The organism is Enterobacter cloacae complex sp. 2024EL-00711 (assembly GCF_047529885.1).
Taxonomy (GTDB): domain Bacteria; phylum Pseudomonadota; class Gammaproteobacteria; order Enterobacterales; family Enterobacteriaceae; genus Enterobacter; species Enterobacter ludwigii.
Genome location: NZ_JBLIZC010000008.1, coordinates 44,331 through 60,521 on the forward strand (window position 1 = coordinate 44,331; position 16,191 = coordinate 60,521).

17 protein-coding genes are annotated in these 16,191 nt (G+C 56.1%); 11 read left to right on the forward strand and 6 right to left on the reverse strand.

What is annotated here, in order from left to right; translation table 11 throughout:
- On the reverse strand, window positions 1–558 hold the full coding sequence (locus tag ACMVME_RS19310; RefSeq protein WP_014172025.1) for a DcrB family lipoprotein: 558 nt from the start codon (window positions 556–558) through the stop codon (window positions 1–3).
- Window positions 559–630: 72 nt separating this feature from the next.
- On the reverse strand, window positions 631–1,296 hold the full coding sequence (locus ACMVME_RS19315) for a 7-cyano-7-deazaguanine/7-aminomethyl-7-deazaguanine transporter (protein WP_020884536.1): 666 nt from the start codon (window positions 1,294–1,296) through the stop codon (window positions 631–633).
- 166 nt (window positions 1,297–1,462) lie between these two features.
- Here ACMVME_RS19315 and tusA point away from each other — a divergent pair, with 166 nt between their 5' ends.
- The 4 genes from tusA to ACMVME_RS19335 all read left to right on the forward strand — a co-directional run bounded on the left by tusA (window position 1,463) and on the right by ACMVME_RS19335 (window position 4,686).
- A complete protein-coding gene (gene tusA, locus ACMVME_RS19320) occupies window positions 1,463–1,705 on the forward strand; it encodes a sulfurtransferase TusA (RefSeq protein WP_020884537.1) in 243 nt (80 codons plus the stop codon).
- A gap of 191 nt (window positions 1,706–1,896) precedes the next feature.
- Window positions 1,897–2,868 carry a TRAP transporter substrate-binding protein gene (locus ACMVME_RS19325; RefSeq protein WP_346590180.1) on the forward strand — a complete coding sequence of 324 codons (972 nt, stop codon included), beginning with the start codon at window positions 1,897–1,899 and terminating at the stop codon, window positions 2,866–2,868.
- 11 nt (window positions 2,869–2,879) lie between these two features.
- A complete protein-coding gene (locus ACMVME_RS19330) occupies window positions 2,880–3,389 on the forward strand; it encodes a TRAP transporter small permease (protein WP_014172021.1) in 510 nt (169 codons plus the stop codon).
- A gap of 10 nt (window positions 3,390–3,399) precedes the next feature.
- Window positions 3,400–4,686, forward strand: coding sequence for a TRAP transporter large permease (locus ACMVME_RS19335; RefSeq protein ID WP_014172020.1), 1,287 nt, complete (start codon window positions 3,400–3,402; stop codon window positions 4,684–4,686).
- A gap of 42 nt (window positions 4,687–4,728) precedes the next feature.
- On the opposite strand, the gene zntA is transcribed toward ACMVME_RS19335, so the two are convergent.
- Window positions 4,729–6,915, reverse strand: a complete 2,187-nt coding sequence (zntA, locus tag ACMVME_RS19340; RefSeq protein WP_414743487.1) for a Zn(II)/Cd(II)/Pb(II) translocating P-type ATPase ZntA — start codon at window positions 6,913–6,915, stop codon at window positions 4,729–4,731.
- Window positions 6,916–6,991: 76 nt separating this feature from the next.
- On the reverse strand, window positions 6,992–7,618 hold the full coding sequence (locus ACMVME_RS19345) for a lysoplasmalogenase (protein ID WP_014172018.1): 627 nt from the start codon (window positions 7,616–7,618) through the stop codon (window positions 6,992–6,994).
- A 129-nt stretch (window positions 7,619–7,747) separates the two neighbouring features.
- Between ACMVME_RS19345 and ACMVME_RS19350 the strand changes: the two genes are divergently transcribed.
- A complete protein-coding gene (locus ACMVME_RS19350; protein WP_068795403.1) occupies window positions 7,748–8,107 on the forward strand; it encodes a DUF2500 domain-containing protein in 360 nt (119 codons plus the stop codon).
- Between the two features lie 47 nt (window positions 8,108–8,154).
- On the opposite strand, the gene ACMVME_RS19355 is transcribed toward ACMVME_RS19350, so the two are convergent.
- Window positions 8,155–8,436: a DUF1145 family protein gene (locus ACMVME_RS19355; protein WP_014172016.1), complete on the reverse strand. Its 282-nt coding sequence runs from the start codon at window positions 8,434–8,436 to the stop codon at window positions 8,155–8,157.
- Window positions 8,420–9,022: a 16S rRNA (guanine(966)-N(2))-methyltransferase gene (rsmD, locus tag ACMVME_RS19360; RefSeq protein ID WP_020884541.1), complete on the reverse strand. Its 603-nt coding sequence runs from the start codon at window positions 9,020–9,022 to the stop codon at window positions 8,420–8,422. Before rsmD ends, ACMVME_RS19355 begins: the two co-directional genes overlap by 17 nt.
- 127 nt (window positions 9,023–9,149) lie before the next feature.
- Here rsmD and ftsY point away from each other — a divergent pair, with 127 nt between their 5' ends.
- The 6 genes from ftsY (at window position 9,150) to livJ (ending at window position 16,139) form a co-directional block, all read left to right on the forward strand.
- A complete protein-coding gene (gene ftsY, locus ACMVME_RS19365; protein ID WP_025202841.1) occupies window positions 9,150–10,616 on the forward strand; it encodes a signal recognition particle-docking protein FtsY in 1,467 nt (488 codons plus the stop codon).
- Window positions 10,617–10,618: 2 nt separating this feature from the next.
- Entirely contained in the window at window positions 10,619–11,284 is a 666-nt protein-coding gene (ftsE, locus tag ACMVME_RS19370) for a cell division ATP-binding protein FtsE (protein ID WP_014172013.1), read from the forward strand.
- Window positions 11,277–12,332, forward strand: a complete 1,056-nt coding sequence (gene ftsX / locus ACMVME_RS19375) for a permease-like cell division protein FtsX (RefSeq protein WP_014172012.1) — start codon at window positions 11,277–11,279, stop codon at window positions 12,330–12,332. The genes ftsE and ftsX overlap by 8 nt, the downstream gene beginning before the upstream one ends.
- A gap of 251 nt (window positions 12,333–12,583) precedes the next feature.
- On the forward strand, window positions 12,584–13,441 hold the full coding sequence (rpoH, locus tag ACMVME_RS19380) for an RNA polymerase sigma factor RpoH (RefSeq protein WP_014172011.1): 858 nt from the start codon (window positions 12,584–12,586) through the stop codon (window positions 13,439–13,441).
- A 135-nt stretch (window positions 13,442–13,576) separates the two neighbouring features.
- Window positions 13,577–14,842, forward strand: coding sequence for a 4-aminobutyrate--2-oxoglutarate transaminase (locus ACMVME_RS19385; RefSeq protein WP_068795404.1), 1,266 nt, complete (start codon window positions 13,577–13,579; stop codon window positions 14,840–14,842).
- Between the two features lie 196 nt (window positions 14,843–15,038).
- Window positions 15,039–16,139, forward strand: a complete 1,101-nt coding sequence (gene livJ, locus ACMVME_RS19390; protein ID WP_072126534.1) for a branched chain amino acid ABC transporter substrate-binding protein LivJ — start codon at window positions 15,039–15,041, stop codon at window positions 16,137–16,139.
- The last annotated feature ends 52 nt before the right edge of the window (window positions 16,140–16,191 follow it).

Here is a 16,191-nt window from a genome sequence, read left to right on the forward strand (position 1 = left end):
TTACTGGATCACGATGGTGTTAATGATGTTTTCAGCAGCCGTCTGCGCTTTCTGCTGATTTTCCGCCGGCAGAGTGATCTGCAGGGTCAGCAGTTTATTATCGACCTTGCCAAGCACCACGGAAGAGTAAGCGGTCTGGCCTTTTGCTGAGATGATGCTGTCCAGCTGTTGCAGCGTATGGCCTTTCAGTTCGATAGATTTATTGGTCACGACCTGCAGCTGCGGATCGCGGCTGCGCTGCTGATCTTCCAGACGTTTGGTCATGACGGCCAGGTCTTCGCTGGTGTCGTCGCCCACAATCACAATAACGGCTTTCTGCCCGGTTGCATCGGAGTAAACGTGCATATTGTTCGCCTGGGTACCCAGCTTGCCGCTCTGGTCAGTCATATCTGCCGGCAGAGAGAAACTGAGTTTACCGTCCAGCAGACTCACCGGCTGACCGGTGGCGTTGCTCTCTGCAGACGCGCCCTGAGCAGGCGTTTTCGTGTCGCTGTTATCACAGGCTGCAAGGCCCACAACCAGCAGGCCAATCCCGACATATTTAACCAGATTGCGCATTAACTTCTTCCTTTCGATAAACGGCCATAACGGCTGATTGGCTCATCTTATCACAACTGATAAAGCGAACCCTTAACCAGCCTGCAATGCTGTGATTTCAGATTTATCTGCGAGTCTTTTCAGCAGCATATTTAGCAGGACGCCGTACATCGGCAGGAAGAACACAATGCTGATAAGCACCTTGAAGCAGTAGTCCACAAGGGCGATTTCCATCCAGTGCTGGGCCATAAATGCGTCCGGGCTACGCCAGAATGCGATAAAGAAGAAGGCCAGCGTGTCGCTGACGTTGCCGAACAGCGTGGACGCCGTGGGTGCCATCCACCAGCGATGATTTTGACGCAGGCGGTTAAACACGTGAACGTCGAGGATCTGCCCCAGCGCGTAGGCCATAAAGCTGGCGGAGGCGATACGGGCGACAAACAGGTTGAAGTGCGTTAATGCCTCGAACCCCTGCCAGCTTCCCATATAAAACAGGGAAGAGATCACGTACGAAATGAACAGCGCCGGCAGCATGACCGCAAAAATAATGCGGCGAGCCAGCGGTGCGCCGAAAATACGCACGGTCAAATCAGTGGCGAGAAAAATAAACGGGAAACTGAACGCGCCCCACGTGGTATGAAAACCAAAGATGGAGATCGGGAGTTGCACCAGATAGTTGCTGGAGGTAATCACCAGCAAATGAAAAAGCGAAAGCCAGAACAACGCTTTAACGCGCTGTGAATCAGAAAACTGCATCATGTTGTAACCTTTTTATACGTTGGGGTGAGGGAACCCAATAAAAACCGCAGCATGATACTGCTTTGGCCGGACATTGCAATGGTTAGTTTTTACGCAATCGTTAACCTGGTTGCATTGCCGACGATGGGGCGTAAACTACAGCCGTTTTTACCTGACCGAGAAGAACATGACCGATCTGTTTTCCAGCCCAGACCACACCCTTGATGCTCAGGGCCTTCGCTGCCCGGAGCCGGTAATGATGGTACGTAAAACCGTGCGCAACATGCAGACCGGTGAGACGCTGCTGATCATCGCCGACGACCCCGCCACCACCCGCGACATTCCCGGTTTTTGTACCTTTATGGAACATGAGCTGGTGGCACAGCAGACCGAAACGCTGCCGTACCGGTATGTGATCCGTAAGGGGTAATTGCGGCCTGATGGCCTAACCCCGACCCTCTCCCACCGGGAGAGGGAGAAAACCTTTCTAAACCATCGTTTCAAAATTTCACGCTTTTGTGAGGCGCTTCACCTCCGCTTTTCCGGCCGTAGTCTAGTTTTTAAGCGTACAAAAATAAAACACTGTTTTAACGCTTATCTCACTACCCTGGAGTTGACCCGATGAAAACGACCCTCAAGCCGTTACTGGCCGCCCTGTGCCTCTCCGCTTTTGCCTGCTCTGTCGCTGCGCAAACCATCAAAGCCGCCGATGTGCACCCTGAAGGCTACCCGAACGTGGTGGCGGTTCAGCAAATGGGTGAAAAACTCAAACAACAAACCGACGGCAAGCTGGAGATCAAGGTCTTCCCCGGCGGCGTGCTGGGGGATGAAAAACAGATGATTGAGCAGGCGCAGATGGGGGCGATCGATATGATCCGCGTCTCGATGGCGCCGGTGGCGGCCATCCTGCCCGATATCGAAGTCTTCACGCTGCCCTACGTTTTCCGCGATGAAGACCACATGCACAAAGTGATCGACGGGGATATCGGCAAGCAAATTGGCGATAAGCTAACCGCCAACCCGAAATCACGACTGGTATTCCTCGGCTGGATGGACTCCGGCACCCGCAACCTGATCACCAAAGATCCGATTGTTAAACCCGACGATCTGAAAGGGAAGAAAATCCGCGTACAGGGCAGTCCGGTGGCGCTGGCGACGCTGAAAGATATGGGCGCTAACGCGGTGGCAATGGGGGTGAGCGAAGTTTACAGCGGGATGCAAACCGGCGTGATTGACGGCGCGGAGAATAATCCACCGACCTATGTCGCGCATAACTATATGCCAGTCGCCAAAAACTACACCCTCAGCGGCCACTTTATCACCCCGGAAATGCTGCTCTACTCAAAAGTGAAGTGGGACAAACTCAGCGCCGACGAGCAGAAAAAGATCCTGACCCTGGCCCGTGAAGCCCAGTTTGAACAACGTAAGTTGTGGGAAGCCTATAACGCCCAGGCGCTGGAAAAAATGAAGGCTGGCGGGGTGCAGTTCCACGAGATCGACAAAACGGTATTTATCAAAGCCACAGAGCCGGTGCGCGCCCAGTATGGCGAAAAGCATCAGGGTCTGATGAAAGCCATCGCTGACGTCAAGTAACCGGAGTACGTATGTCCGAACTCTATCTGAAGTGGATGGACCGTCTCTACCTGCTGGCGATGGCCGTGGCGGGCATTTCGCTGCTGGTGATGACGATTGTGATCCCCATCGGCATTTTTTCGCGCTATGTGCTTAACCGCGGTGAATCCTGGCCGGAGCCGGTTGCCATCATCTGCATGGTGACCTTCACCTTTATCGGCGCGGCGGTCAGCTACCGTGCCGGTTCGCACATTGCGGTGAATATGCTCACCGACCGGCTGCCCGGGCCGTTAAAAACCGTCTGCGCACGGGCCGTTGATCTGCTGATGCTGCTGATCGCTGGCCTGATGTTCTGGTACAGCTACTGGCTGTGCGTCGAACTCTGGGAGCAACCGGTCGCCGAATTTCCGGTCCTGACCTCCGGCGAGAGCTATCTGCCGCTGCCGGTGGGCTCTGCCGTTCTGATCCTGTTTGTGATTGAGCGCCTGCTGTTTGGCTCGCAGGAAAACCGTCCCGTCGTGCTGATCGGCAACCACAGTTAAGGGGTGAACAATGGATGCATTCGTTTTGTTATTCACCCTCGCCATTTTGCTGGCGCTGGGGATGCCGGTGGCTTTTGCCGTCGGGCTAAGCGCCGTCGCGGGCGCATTGTGGATAGATTTACCCCTCGAGGCGCTGATGATTCAGATAACCAGCGGGGTGAATAAATTCACGCTGCTGGCGATCCCCTTCTTTATTCTCGCGGGTGCGATTATGGCGGAAGGGGGGATTGCCCGACGGCTGGTCAATTTCGCCTACGTGTTTGTTGGCTTTATTCGCGGTGGGCTGTCGCTGGTGAATATTGTGGCCTCCACGTTCTTCGGCGCGATTTCCGGCTCGTCGGTGGCGGATACGGCCTCCATTGGCAGCGTAATGATCCCGGAGATGGAGAAGAAGGGCTATCCGCGCGATTATGCGGCGGCGGTGACCGCCAGCGGGTCGGTACAGGCGATTTTGATCCCGCCCAGCCACAACTCGGTAATTTATTCCCTCGCGGCAGGCGGGACGGTCTCTATCGCGACGCTGTTTATCGCGGGGGTGCTGCCAGGGCTGCTGCTCGGCGTAAGCCTGATGGCAATGTGTCTGGGCTTTGCCCGCAAACGTGGCTACCCGAAAGGGGAAAAAATTCCCTTTAAGCAGGCGCTGAAAATCACGCTGGACGCGCTGTGGGGGCTGATGACCGTGGTGATTATTCTCGGCGGGATACTGTCCGGGATATTTACCGCAACGGAATCCGCTGCCGTGGCCTGTCTGTGGGCGTTCTTTGTCACCATGTTTATCTACCGGGACTATAAATGGAACGAGCTGCCGAAGCTGATGTGCAGGACGGTGAAAACCGTCACCATCGTGATGATACTGATTGGCTTTGCGGCGGCGTTTGGCGCGGTGATGACCTACATGCAGCTCCCGAGCCGTATCACCGAGTTCTTCACCTCACTCTCCGATAACAAGTACGTGATCCTGATGTATCTCAACATCATGCTGCTGCTGATCGGCACGTTAATGGACATGGCACCGATCATCCTGATCCTGACGCCAGTGCTGTTGCCGGTGACCAATTCGCTGGGCATCGATCCGGTGCATTTTGGGATGATCATGATGGTGAACCTGGGGATCGGGCTGATTACGCCGCCGGTCGGTTCGGTGCTGTTTGTGGCGAGCGCGGTAAGTAAACAGAAAATCGAGCATGTGGTTCGCGCCATGCTGCCGTTTTACGGCATGCTGCTGGTGGTGCTGGCGATGGTGACGTACATCCCGGCCATCTCGCTGTGGCTGCCGCGCGTGTTAGGGATGCAGTGACGCCGTTTTCCGCCCTCTCCCGGTGGGAGAGGGCATCTTGTGTTATTGTCGACGTAATAAGCGGAGCGCGTTCGCCGTCACCAGTACCGTCGCGCCGGTATCCGCCAGCACCGCCAGCCACAGGCCGGTTATACCGAGCAGCGTGGTGACCAGGAAAATCCCCTTCAGGCCCAGCGCAATCCCGATGTTCTGACGGATATTGGCCCGCGTGGCGCGCGCCAGAGCAATCATCTGCGCCAGCCCGGTCAGGCGGTTATGGGTGAGCGCCGCGTCGGCAGTTTCCAGCGCCACGTCGGTGCCGCTGCCCATTGCAATGCCAATGGTGGCGGCTTTCATCGCCGGGGCATCGTTGATGCCGTCACCCACCATTGCCAGCGGTGCATGGTTGTTCAGTTCCGTTACGGCGCGCACTTTATCCGCAGGCAATAACCCTGCTTTGAACGCCAGCCCCAGTTCACCGGCAATCGCTGCCGCGGCTCGCGGGTTATCCCCGGTGAGGATCACCCCCTGTACGCCCAGTTGATGCAGCGCGGCGACGGCGTCTTTTGCATCGTCACGCAGGGTGTCACGCAGTGCCAGCATCCCTATCGCCACGCCGTTTTGCACCACCATCACCACGGTTTGCCCGGCCTGTTCCAGCGCCTGGACTTGCTGGCTCAGCCCGGCCGCCGGAAACGTATTCGCGGCAACGATCAGGACGTTATTCCCTTCAACGTCGGCTTCAATCCCGGACCCGACCAGCGCCCGCTGTGCGGTGGCGGCAGGGATGTCCAGCCCACGCGACTGCGCTTCGCGGACTATTGCCTGTGCCAGCGGGTGGGTGGAGCCTTGTTCGACGGCAGCGGCCAGGGTGAGCAGCGTGTTTTCACTGACCTCCTGAGGATAAATGCCCGTGACCTGCGGTTTACCCACCGTCAGCGTACCGGTTTTATCGAAGGCGATATGTTGCACCTGGCTCAGCTGCTCCAGCGCCGCACCGCCTTTAATCAGCGCTCCACGACGCGCCGCGGCCGCCAGGCCGGAGGTAATGGCCGCCGGCGTGGAGATCACCAGCGCGCACGGGCAACCAATCAGCAGCAACGTCAGACCTTTATAAACCCAGCCTTCCCAGGCTGCGCCCAGGAACAGCGGTGGAATAATTGTCACCAGCAGGGCGACCAGCATGATGGCGGGGGTGTAGATCCGGCTGAAGCGATCGATAAAGCGCTCAACGGGTGCGCGACGCTCCTCGGCCTCTTCAATCAGCTTCAGGATGCGGTCGATGGCGCTCTCACCCGGTCCGGAGAGGACCGTGAGTTGCACCAGACGATCGACGCTGGTGGCGCCTGCAGGCACTTTCTCGCCCGCTGAGCGTTCAACCGGAATCGACTCGCCAGTAAGGGCACTTTCATCGAAACTCGCCGTGGCGGTAAGCAATTCACCGTCCGCAGGTAGACGCCCGCCGGCGGCGACCTCAATCACATCACCCGGGCGCAGCGTGTTAATAGCCACCGTCTGGCGTTCGCTGCCCGTCACCCGCGTTGCGGTTTCCGGTTTCAGCGCCATCAGCGCGCTGACCCCTTTCCGTGCCCGACTCGCCGCCCAGCCCTCAAGGCGCTCGCCAATTAAGAACAGCAACAGCACCATGGCCGCTTCCGCCGTCGCGCCAATAAACAACGCGCCGATCGCCGCCACGCTCATCAGCGTTTCGATGGCGAACCAGCTTCCGCTTTTCATCAGCCGCACGGCCTGACGGGCAATCGGGAACAGTCCGACAAGCGTCGTGGCGATGAACGCCAGGTTACCGAACGGGTGGTTAAACTGTTCCAGACCCCAGCTCAGGGCCATCATGATGACAAGGGTGATAATGGGCAGGTTTTCTCGCAGGGCTGACGTCTTTTCGACAGGTGCGGTTTCGCTGCGCAGGCTGTAACCGGCCTTACTGACGGCGGCTTCAACCAGCGTGCTGATGTCATTATCGGCGCTGACCAGCAGCTTTTCGGTGGCGAAGAGCACCTGGACGTGGCTGACGCCCGGGACCTGTTTTACCGCGTTTTCGACTTTACGGGCGCAGGCCGCGCAGTCCATACCGTTGACCACCCAGCTGTAGCGGTTTGCGCTTTCCGGGAGCGGCGGCGTGTTTTGCGTTTCGCATGCGCCGTCGCAGCAGCAGTCGTCCTTCGCGGGAACGGGGCTGAGCTTAAGTGCCGAGAATTGTGGAACTTTTTTAGGTGTTTCTGGAGTCGACATGGCAGTCTCCGGTAATGATAATTTTCTCATTAACCGCAGCATACACTCTGGAGTCGACTCCAGAGTCAAGGCTTATTTAGATATACAGTGAACGCACAATCAGGAAGTGCCCGGCAAAGTAGCAGGCGGCGGCAATCGCGTTATCCGCACGGAAGCGGCGACGATAGTGGCTGCCCAGCCAGACGATATTCCCGAGTAACAGCAGCGTGGCACCAAAGAACGCGGACATTGCCGGTGCCGTCGGACGGAAGAACCACAGTTCACCCGCCAGCCATACCATCACCAGCGTCATGGCGATAAACGTGCAGACAGGCAAGCGCATCTCTTCCAGACGCGTCCAGATCACCGCGATCAGCAGCGCGCCAATGACCAGCAGCACCAGCGGTAGCGGCCAGAAGAAGGAGAGCGTCATCTGGCTGGCGAAGTAAATGGTATAAAGCAGATGCGACAGGAAAAATGCCCCAACGGCATACAGCAGGCGCTGTCGCGGCAGCAGGGTTAAGGCATCACCAATCAGGGACGCACACAGACCGGCAAGAACCAGATAGCTGACGGCGTTAAACATGGGCGCTTGCCAGGCAAGCAGCAGGAGTAACAACAGCGTGACGGGTTTAAACAACCATCGCTGCCAGGCAGGGCCGCGATAGGATGCATCGACGTAAAGCCATGCGGAAAAACAGACAGCGATAAATGACCAAAGCATATTAACTCCCTGTAACTGTTGAGTCTGAATAATCAGTTTCTTCTTCAGTGTAGTGATGGGGGCAGGCGTTTGGCAATGCCGGGGAAGGCAAGGTATGCTGAATTCCGTATAATCTGATGGGATTTTTGAATGAGCAAGATGCCGCTTTTTTTCGTTATCGTGGTGGCGATTATCGTCATTGCCGCCTCCTTTCGTTTCGTGCAGCAGCGCCGTGAGAAGGCGGACAACGATGCCGCGCCGTTGATGCAAAAACGCGTGGTGGTAAGCAATAAACGCGAGAAAGCCCTCAATGACCGACGCTCGCGCCAGCAGCAGGTTACGCCGGCGGGGGCCACCGTGCGCTTTGAAGCGAGCTTTAAGCCGGAAACCGGCGGGCTGGAGATGACCTACCGTCTGGAGGCGCAGCAGTACCATCAACTGACGGTGGGAGAAAAAGGGATTCTGAGTTACAAAGGGTCGCGGTTTGAAGGGTTTACGCCAGATCGGTAATGTTCCCTCTCCCGCAGGGAGAGGGGTAGGCTAAGGCTTGATGCGCCTTACTTCTTCGCCTGGGCCTTAAATTTCTTCATCCACACCAGCAGTTCAAATACGCCAAAAATAAACACGCGCAGCTGCTGCCAGCCGGTCATCTGCGGACCGTCTTTTGGCAGGCCGTTTTTCAGCATCACCATCTGCAGGGCGTGCATGAAGGTGGTAAAGATAAAGGCCACGTTCACAAAGATGTTCATCGGGCGCGGGAACGGGTGCACCAGATTGAGGAGCAGAAATGCCCAGACGCCCAGCATCAACAAACGTCCCACATTAATCAGTACTGGCATTGGATTCTCCTTGTGCCTGACGGTGATACAGACGATAAGCGACCTGACCTGCCACTTTTTCTCGGTGCAGATCCCAGTGTACCGGGACCGGCGGTAAACCATTTTCGACTTCGCTTTCGACGTAGATTAACGCGTCATCCGCCAGCCAGCCGTTGTTTTCCAGCAGGGATAACGTCTCCTCCAGCAGCCCCTTGCGGAACGGCGGGTCGACAAACACCACGTTGTGCGGCGTGCCCTTTTGCGCGAGGAAGCTCAGTGTGTTGGTATTCACTACTTTGGCGTTGGTCGCTTTCAGCGTTGCCAGATTTTGCTGCAACGTCTGCGCAACGCCGCGCTCCATTTCCAGCAGCGTGGCGCTGGCGGCATAGCGCGACAGCGCCTCCAGACCCAGCGCGCCGCTGCCCGCGAAGCAGTCAAGGCAGTGGGCATCCACCATTGAGGGGGCCAGCCAGTTAAACAGCGTTTCGCGTACGCGGTCCGTGGTTGGGCGTAGTCCGGGGCTATCCGGCACCGGTAATTTCCGGCCTCGCCATTGGCCGCCGATAATACGAATTTGACCGGCTGGGGCGCGGTTGGGTTTCTTCATCTCTGGAAAGCTCTGTTAACAATTGGCCTGCGATTGCGGGCGGTGATGTCAATTAAGTAAAGTGTTAGACTATTTCATCATTTTTTTAGCTTCCATGTATATAGCGCCGCGAGGAGTGTAGTCGCAGATGGCAAAACAAAAAAAACGTGGCTTCTTTTCCTGGCTGGGCTTCGGTGAAAAAGAGCAAGAAACAGAGCAGAAAACCGAAGAACAACAAGCCGTTGAAGAGCAGTCTCAGCCTGAAACGCCGGTAGAAACTGCCGCCGTTGTCGACGCGGAAGAGCACGCGCACAGCAAAGAAGAGACCGAAGCCTTTGCTGAAGAGGTGGTGGAAGTTACCGAACAGGTTCAGGAAAGCGAGAAGCCAGAACCCGTTGTGGTAGAAGACGTTATCGATACGCCGCAGGCGATTATCGAGCATGAAACGTTGCCGCTGCCGGAAGAGGTGAAAGCCGAAGAGGTTTCAGCGCAGGAGTGGCAGGCCGAGGCAGAAACCGTCGAAATTGTTGAGGCGGTGGAAGAAGAAGCACAAGACGAGCCAGCGCTTACCGACGAAGAGCTGGAAGCCCAGGCGCTGGCGGCAGAAGCGGCGGAAGAAGCGGTTATCGTCGTGCCGGTGGAAGCGCAACCAGAGCAGGGTGAAGAGGTTGCTCAGGAGCAGGAAAAACCCACCAAAGAAGGTTTCTTCGCCCGCCTGAAGCGTAGCCTGCTCAAAACCAAAGAAAACTTAGGTTCCGGATTTATCAGTCTGTTCCGCGGCAAGAAGATCGACGACGATCTCTTTGAAGAGCTGGAAGAGCAACTGCTGATCGCCGACGTTGGGGTGGAAACAACCCGTAAGATCATCGCCAGTCTGACCGAAGGGGCGAGCCGCAAGGCGCTGCGTGACGCCGAAGCGCTGTACGGTCTGCTGAAAGACGAGATGGGCGAAATCCTCGCAAAAGTTGACGAACCGCTTAATATTGAAGGCAAAACGCCATTTGTTATTCTGATGGTTGGCGTGAACGGTGTGGGGAAAACCACCACCATCGGCAAGCTGGCGCGACAGTTTGAGCAGCAGGGCAAATCGGTGATGCTGGCGGCAGGTGATACCTTCCGTGCGGCGGCGGTTGAGCAGCTGCAGGTCTGGGGCCAGCGTAACAACATTCCGGTGATTGCGCAGCATACCGGTGCGGATTCCGCCTCCGTTATCTTTGACGCCATTCAGGCGGCGAAGTCGCGTAACGTGGATGTGCTGATTGCCGATACCGCAGGGCGTTTGCAGAACAAAGCGCACCTGATGGAAGAGTTGAAGAAAATCGTCCGCGTCATGAAGAAGCTGGACGAAGAGGCACCGCATGAAATTATGCTGACCATTGATGCCAGCACCGGACAGAACGCCATCAGCCAGGCGAAGCTGTTCCATGAAGCGGTAGGGCTGACCGGGATCACGCTGACCAAACTGGACGGCACCGCGAAAGGCGGGGTGATCTTCTCCGTGGCCGATCAGTTCAATATTCCTATCCGTTACATCGGTGTGGGCGAGCGTATTGAGGATTTACGTCCGTTTAAAGCGGACGACTTTATTGAGGCACTATTTGCCCGAGAGGACTAACAATGATTCGCTTTGAACACGTCAGCAAGGCCTATCTCGGTGGGAGACAAGCGCTGCAGGGGGTGACATTCCACCTGCAGCCAGGCGAGATGGCATTCCTGACCGGCCATTCCGGCGCGGGGAAAAGTACCCTGCTCAAGCTTATCTGTGGGATCGAGCGGCCGAGCGCCGGGAAAATCTGGTTCAGCGGCCATGATATTAGCCGTCTGAAAAACCGTGAGGTGCCTTTCCTGCGTCGTCAGATTGGCATGATTTTCCAGGACCACCACCTGCTGATGGATCGCACCGTTTTCGATAACGTGGCCATTCCGCTGATTATTGCCGGTGCCAGCTATGATGATATCCGTCGTCGCGTCTCTGCGGCGCTGGATAAAGTCGGGCTGCTAGACAAAGCGAAGAACTTCCCGATCCAGCTGTCTGGCGGTGAACAGCAGCGTGTGGGGATTGCCCGTGCGGTGGTGAACAAACCTGCGGTACTGCTGGCGGATGAACCGACCGGTAACCTGGACGACGCCCTGTCAGAAGGGATTTTGCGTCTGTTTGAGGAATTTAACCGCGTTGGGGTGACGGTATTGATGGCAACGCACGACATCGGGCTGATTTCCCGTCGTTCGTACCGCATGCTGACCCTGAGCGACGGTCATTTGCACGGAGGCCTCGGTGAATAAGCGTGATGCAATAAACCAGATTCGGCAGTTCGGAAACCGGTTTGACCGCTTCCGTAAGCCGCAGGGCGGCGGTGACGGCAATCGTAATGCACCAAAGCGTGCGAAAGCGGCGCCTAAGCCGAACTCCCGCAAAACCAACGTGTTCAACGAGCAGGTGCGTTATGCGTTCCACGGTGCGTTGCAGGACCTGAAAAGCAAACCGCTGGCGACTTTCCTGACGGTGATGGTGATTGCCATCTCCCTGACGCTGCCAAGCGTCTGCTACATGGTCTATAAAAACGTTAACCAGGCGGCGTCGCAGTACTATCCTTCTCCGCAGATCACGGTCTATCTGGATAAGGCGCTCGACGATAACGCGGCGGCGCAGGTTGTGGGGCAAATCCAGGCCGAACAGGGCGTAGAGAAAGTGAATTATCTCTCTCGTGAAGAAGCCCTGGGTGAGTTCCGTAACTGGTCAGGCTTTGGCGGTGCGCTGGACATGCTTGAAGAGAACCCCCTCCCGGCCGTGGCGGTGGTGATCCCGAAACTCGATTTCCAGGGGACCGATTCGCTCAACACCCTGCGTGACCGCATCACCCGTATCAACGGGATTGATGAAGTGCGCATGGATGACAGCTGGTTTGCGCGTCTTGCTGCGCTGACCGGGCTGGTAGGGCGCGTGGCGGCGATGATTGGTGTGCTGATGGTGGCGGCGGTCTTCCTCGTCATCGGTAACAGCGTACGCCTGAGCATTTTCGCGCGTCGCGACACCATCAACGTGCAGAAACTGATTGGTGCGACGGATGGCTTCATCCTGCGTCCGTTCCTGTACGGCGGCGCATTGCTCGGTTTTTCCGGCGCATTTCTTTCACTGATATTGTCAGAAATTTTGGTGATGCGGCTGTCCTCTGCCGTAACCGAGGTGGCGCAGGTTTTCGGAACGAAGTTTGATATCAGCGGCTTAGGGTTCGATGAGTGCCTGTTACTGCTGCTGGTGTGCTCGATGATCGGCTGGGTGGCAGCATGGCTGGCAACCGTGCAACATTTACGTCACTTTACTCCCGACTAATAAAAGCGTGATATAATCTTTCCCTGCACCGAGATGTTCGCTCTGCAGGGAAAGCGTCCCTGTTGTCTCTTCCCCTGTTATCATCTCCATGTCACAATTTGTGCGTAATTTATTCACCGTTGCACCTGGAACTTGTGGATAAAATCACTGTCTGATAAAAGAGTGAATGCTAATCTCGTGGCTCAAACGCTTTGGCATGGTTGTTGCCTGATGGGGACAGCCTGGACCAGAAGAAACATTGAGAGGAATGAATGACCAAAGAAATGCAAACTTTAGCTTTAGCCCCTGTTGGTAACCTGGAATCTTATATCCGGGCTGCGAACACCTGGCCGATGTTAACGGCCGAGGAAGAAAAGGAGCTTGCTGAAAAGCTGCATTACCAGGGCGATCTGGAAGCAGCGAAAAAGCTGATCCTGTCTCACCTGCGCTTTGTTGTTCACATTGCTCGTAATTATGCGGGCTATGGCCTGCCGCAGGCGGACTTGATTCAGGAAGGTAACATCGGTCTGATGAAGGCTGTACGTCGCTTCAACCCGGAAGTGGGTGTGCGACTGGTCTCCTTCGCCGTACACTGGATCAAAGCAGAAATTCATGAATACGTGCTGCGCAACTGGCGTATCGTGAAAGTCGCCACGACAAAAGCGCAACGTAAACTGTTCTTCAACCTGCGTAAAACCAAGCAGCGTCTGGGCTGGTTCAATCAGGATGAAGTTGAAATGGTGGCGCGCGAGCTGGGCGTATCCAGCAAAGACGTGCGTGAGATGGAATCCCGTATGGCCGCGCAGGACATGACCTTCGATATGTCCTCCGACGACGACGGCTCTGACAGCCAGCCAATGGCACCGGTTCTGTATCTGCAGGATAAAACCTCTAACTTTGCTGACGGCATTGAAGAGGATAACTGGGAAGATCAGGCCGCGAACAAGCTGACTTCAGCAATGGAAGGCCTCGACGAACGTAGCCAGGATATTATCCGCGCCCGCTGGCTGGACGAAGACAACAAGTCCACGCTGCAGGAGCTGGCCGACCGCTACGGCGTCTCCGCTGAACGTGTGCGTCAGCTTGAAAAGAACGCCATGAAAAAACTTCGCGCCGCTATCGAAGCGTAATTTCCGCGATGTCCCCGATAACCCTCGAATGCAAATTCGGGGGTTTTGTTTTTTTATCTCCCGCTCTGGCGAATTCCCTCCCCCTGGCAAACACTTACAGATGCGCTAAGCAGGTGACTTTCTCAGGGGGACAGGGTGAAAAACAGTGAACTGAATGACCGGCGTTTGCAGGCGACGCCGCGCGGTATCGGCGTGATGTGTAACTTCTACGCCGATAAAGCCGAAAATGCCACGTTGTGGGACGTCGAGGGTAACGAGTATATCGACTTCGCCGCCGGGATTGCGGTGCTGAATACCGGCCATCGGCATCCAAAAGTTATTGCCGCCATCGAAAAACAACTCCACGCATTTACCCATACGGCATATCAGATTGTCCCGTACGAAGGCTATGTGGCGCTTGCCGAGCGTATCAACCAACGTGTACCCGTTGATGGGCCTGCCAAAACGGCTTTCTTCTCTACGGGAGCAGAGGCGGTCGAAAACGCGGTAAAAATTGCCCGCGCGTATACCCGTCGTCCTGGCCTGATCGCCTTTGGCGGTGCCTTCCACGGCCGTACCTTTATGACGATGGCGTTGACGGGGAAAGTGGCGCCGTACAAACTCGGTTTCGGTCCGTTTCCCGGATCGGTTTATCACGCACACTATCCAAATGATCTGTACGGCGTCAGCACGGCAGAAGCGTTAAAAAGCCTCGAACGCATCTTCAAAGCCGACATTGCGCCGGACCAGGTGGCGGCCATTATCCTGGAACCGGTTCAGGGGGAGGGGGGATTCAACATTGCCCCCGCCGATTTTATGCAGGCCCTGCGCGAACTGTGCGATACGCACGGAATTTTGCTGATTGCTGACGAAGTGCAAAGTGGCTTTGCGCGAACCGGCAAGCTGTTCTCGATGGAACACCATTGCGTGAAGCCGGATTTGATCACCATGGCGAAAAGCCTGGCCGGCGGGATGCCGCTCTCGGCGGTCTCTGGCCGGGCGGAAGTGATGGATGCCCCCGCTCCTGGCGGGCTGGGCGGGACTTACGCCGGCAACCCGCTGGCGATTGCCGCAGCCCATGCCGTGCTGGATGTGATTGATGAAGAGGATCTCTGCACGCGCGCGGCGCATCTTGGCCATCATCTGGTGGAAGTGCTGAACAAAGCGAAGGGCGACTGTCCGTTTATCGCTGATATTCGTGCCCAGGGCTCAATGGTGGCGGTGGAGTTTAACGACCCGCAAACCGGGCTGCCGTCGCCTGAATTCACGCGTCAGGTCCAGGAGCGTGCGTTGCAGGAAGGTCTATTGCTGCTGAGCTGCGGCGTGTACGGCAACGTTATCCGTTTCCTCTATCCGCTTACCATCCCCGAAGTTCAGTTCCGTAAAGCGCTGGATATTATCTCCGCGTCGCTGACACGTTAAAGCCCTTGCCCGGCGGTGATCCCTGCCGGGCTTATCATATATTCATTTCAAATTAGCTATTCCAAAATCATAAAAATGGGGTATGTTTTAGCAGAGTATGCTGAAAAAGCGCGACTGTCATACCTATAACTGAAATAAAGCGCTACACAACAACATCACGACAATCGTAATAACCATAATAATGGGGAATCTCAGGATGAATATGAAGGGTAAAGCGTTACTGGCAGGATGTATTGCGTTGGCATTCAGCACGATGGCACAGGCCGATATTAAAGTGGCTGTCGTGGGCGCGATGTCCGGTCCGGTAGCACAGTACGGCGACCAGGAATTTACCGGCGCAGAACAGGCGGTTGCAGACATTAATGCTAAGGGCGGCATCAAGGGCGAAAAACTGCAGATCGTAAAATATGATGATGCCTGTGACCCGAAACAAGCGGTTGCCGTGGCGAACAAAGTGGTGAACGACGGGATCAAATACGTTATCGGTCACCTGTGCTCCTCTTCCACGCAGCCCGCGTCTGATATCTACGAAGACGAAGGCATTCTGATGATCACCCCGGCTGCAACGGCGCCGGAGCTGACCGCACGTGGCTATAAGCTGACCCTGCGTACCACCGGTCTGGATTCAGACCAGGGCCCAACCGCGGCAAAATACATTCTGGACAACGTGAAGCCGAAGCGTATCGCGATTGTTCACGACAAACAGCAGTACGGTGAAGGTCTGGCGCGTGCCGTGCAGGATGGTCTGAAGAAAGGCAATGCCAATGTGGTCTTCTTCGACGGTATCACCGCCGGTGAGAAAGACTTCTCCACTCTGGTGGCACGTCTGAAGAAAGAGAATATTGATTTCGTTTACTACGGTGGCTATCACCCTGAAATGGGCCAGATCCTGCGTCAGGCACGTGCGGCTGGCCTGAAAACCCAGTTTATGGGTCCGGAAGGGGTTGCGAACGTTTCCCTGTCTAACATCGCCGGTGAGTCTGCTGAAGGCCTGCTGGTGACCAAACCGAAGAACTACGACCAGGTGCCTGCGAACAAACCGATCGTAGATGCCATCAAGGCGAAGAAACAGGATCCAAGCGGCGCGTTCGTCTGGACCACCTACGCTGCGCTGCAGTCTCTGCAGGCGGGTCTGAACCAGTCAGCCGATCCGGCTGAGATTGCCACCTGGCTGAAAGCCAACTCTGTCGATACCGTGATGGGTCCGCTTTCCTGGGATGCGAAGGGCGATCTGAAAGGCTTCGAGTTCGGCGTGTTTGACTGGCATGCTAACGGAACGGCAACCGACGCCAAATAAAAGCAAACGGCAACCTTTCGGTTGCCGTTTTAGTATTTGCACCCTCTCCTGT

Excerpts from the sequence above, each read along its gene's own strand:
- ACMVME_RS19355 (WP_014172016.1), bottom strand. The coding sequence starts at position 8,436 with ATGCCAGTACTGATTAATGTGGGACGTTTGTTGATGCTGGGCGTCTGG.
- ACMVME_RS19330 (WP_014172021.1), top strand. The coding sequence starts at position 2,880 with ATGTCCGAACTCTATCTGAAGTGGATGGACCGTCTCTACCTGCTGGCG.
- ACMVME_RS19315 (WP_020884536.1), bottom strand. The coding sequence starts at position 1,296 with ATGATGCAGTTTTCTGATTCACAGCGCGTTAAAGCGTTGTTCTGGCTT.
- ACMVME_RS19350 (WP_068795403.1), top strand. The coding sequence starts at position 7,748 with ATGAGCAAGATGCCGCTTTTTTTCGTTATCGTGGTGGCGATTATCGTC.
- ACMVME_RS19325 (WP_346590180.1), top strand. The coding sequence starts at position 1,897 with ATGAAAACGACCCTCAAGCCGTTACTGGCCGCCCTGTGCCTCTCCGCT.
- ACMVME_RS19310 (WP_014172025.1), bottom strand. The coding sequence starts at position 558 with ATGCGCAATCTGGTTAAATATGTCGGGATTGGCCTGCTGGTTGTGGGC.
- tusA (WP_020884537.1), top strand. The coding sequence starts at position 1,463 with ATGACCGATCTGTTTTCCAGCCCAGACCACACCCTTGATGCTCAGGGC.
- rpoH (WP_014172011.1), top strand. The coding sequence starts at position 12,584 with ATGACCAAAGAAATGCAAACTTTAGCTTTAGCCCCTGTTGGTAACCTG.
- ACMVME_RS19335 (WP_014172020.1), top strand. The coding sequence starts at position 3,400 with ATGGATGCATTCGTTTTGTTATTCACCCTCGCCATTTTGCTGGCGCTG.
- ftsE (WP_014172013.1), top strand. The coding sequence starts at position 10,619 with ATGATTCGCTTTGAACACGTCAGCAAGGCCTATCTCGGTGGGAGACAA.
- livJ (WP_072126534.1), top strand. The coding sequence starts at position 15,039 with ATGAATATGAAGGGTAAAGCGTTACTGGCAGGATGTATTGCGTTGGCA.
- rsmD (WP_020884541.1), bottom strand. The coding sequence starts at position 9,022 with ATGAAGAAACCCAACCGCGCCCCAGCCGGTCAAATTCGTATTATCGGC.
- ftsY (WP_025202841.1), top strand. The coding sequence starts at position 9,150 with ATGGCAAAACAAAAAAAACGTGGCTTCTTTTCCTGGCTGGGCTTCGGT.
- zntA (WP_414743487.1), bottom strand. The coding sequence starts at position 6,915 with ATGTCGACTCCAGAAACACCTAAAAAAGTTCCACAATTCTCGGCACTT.
- ACMVME_RS19345 (WP_014172018.1), bottom strand. The coding sequence starts at position 7,618 with ATGCTTTGGTCATTTATCGCTGTCTGTTTTTCCGCATGGCTTTACGTC.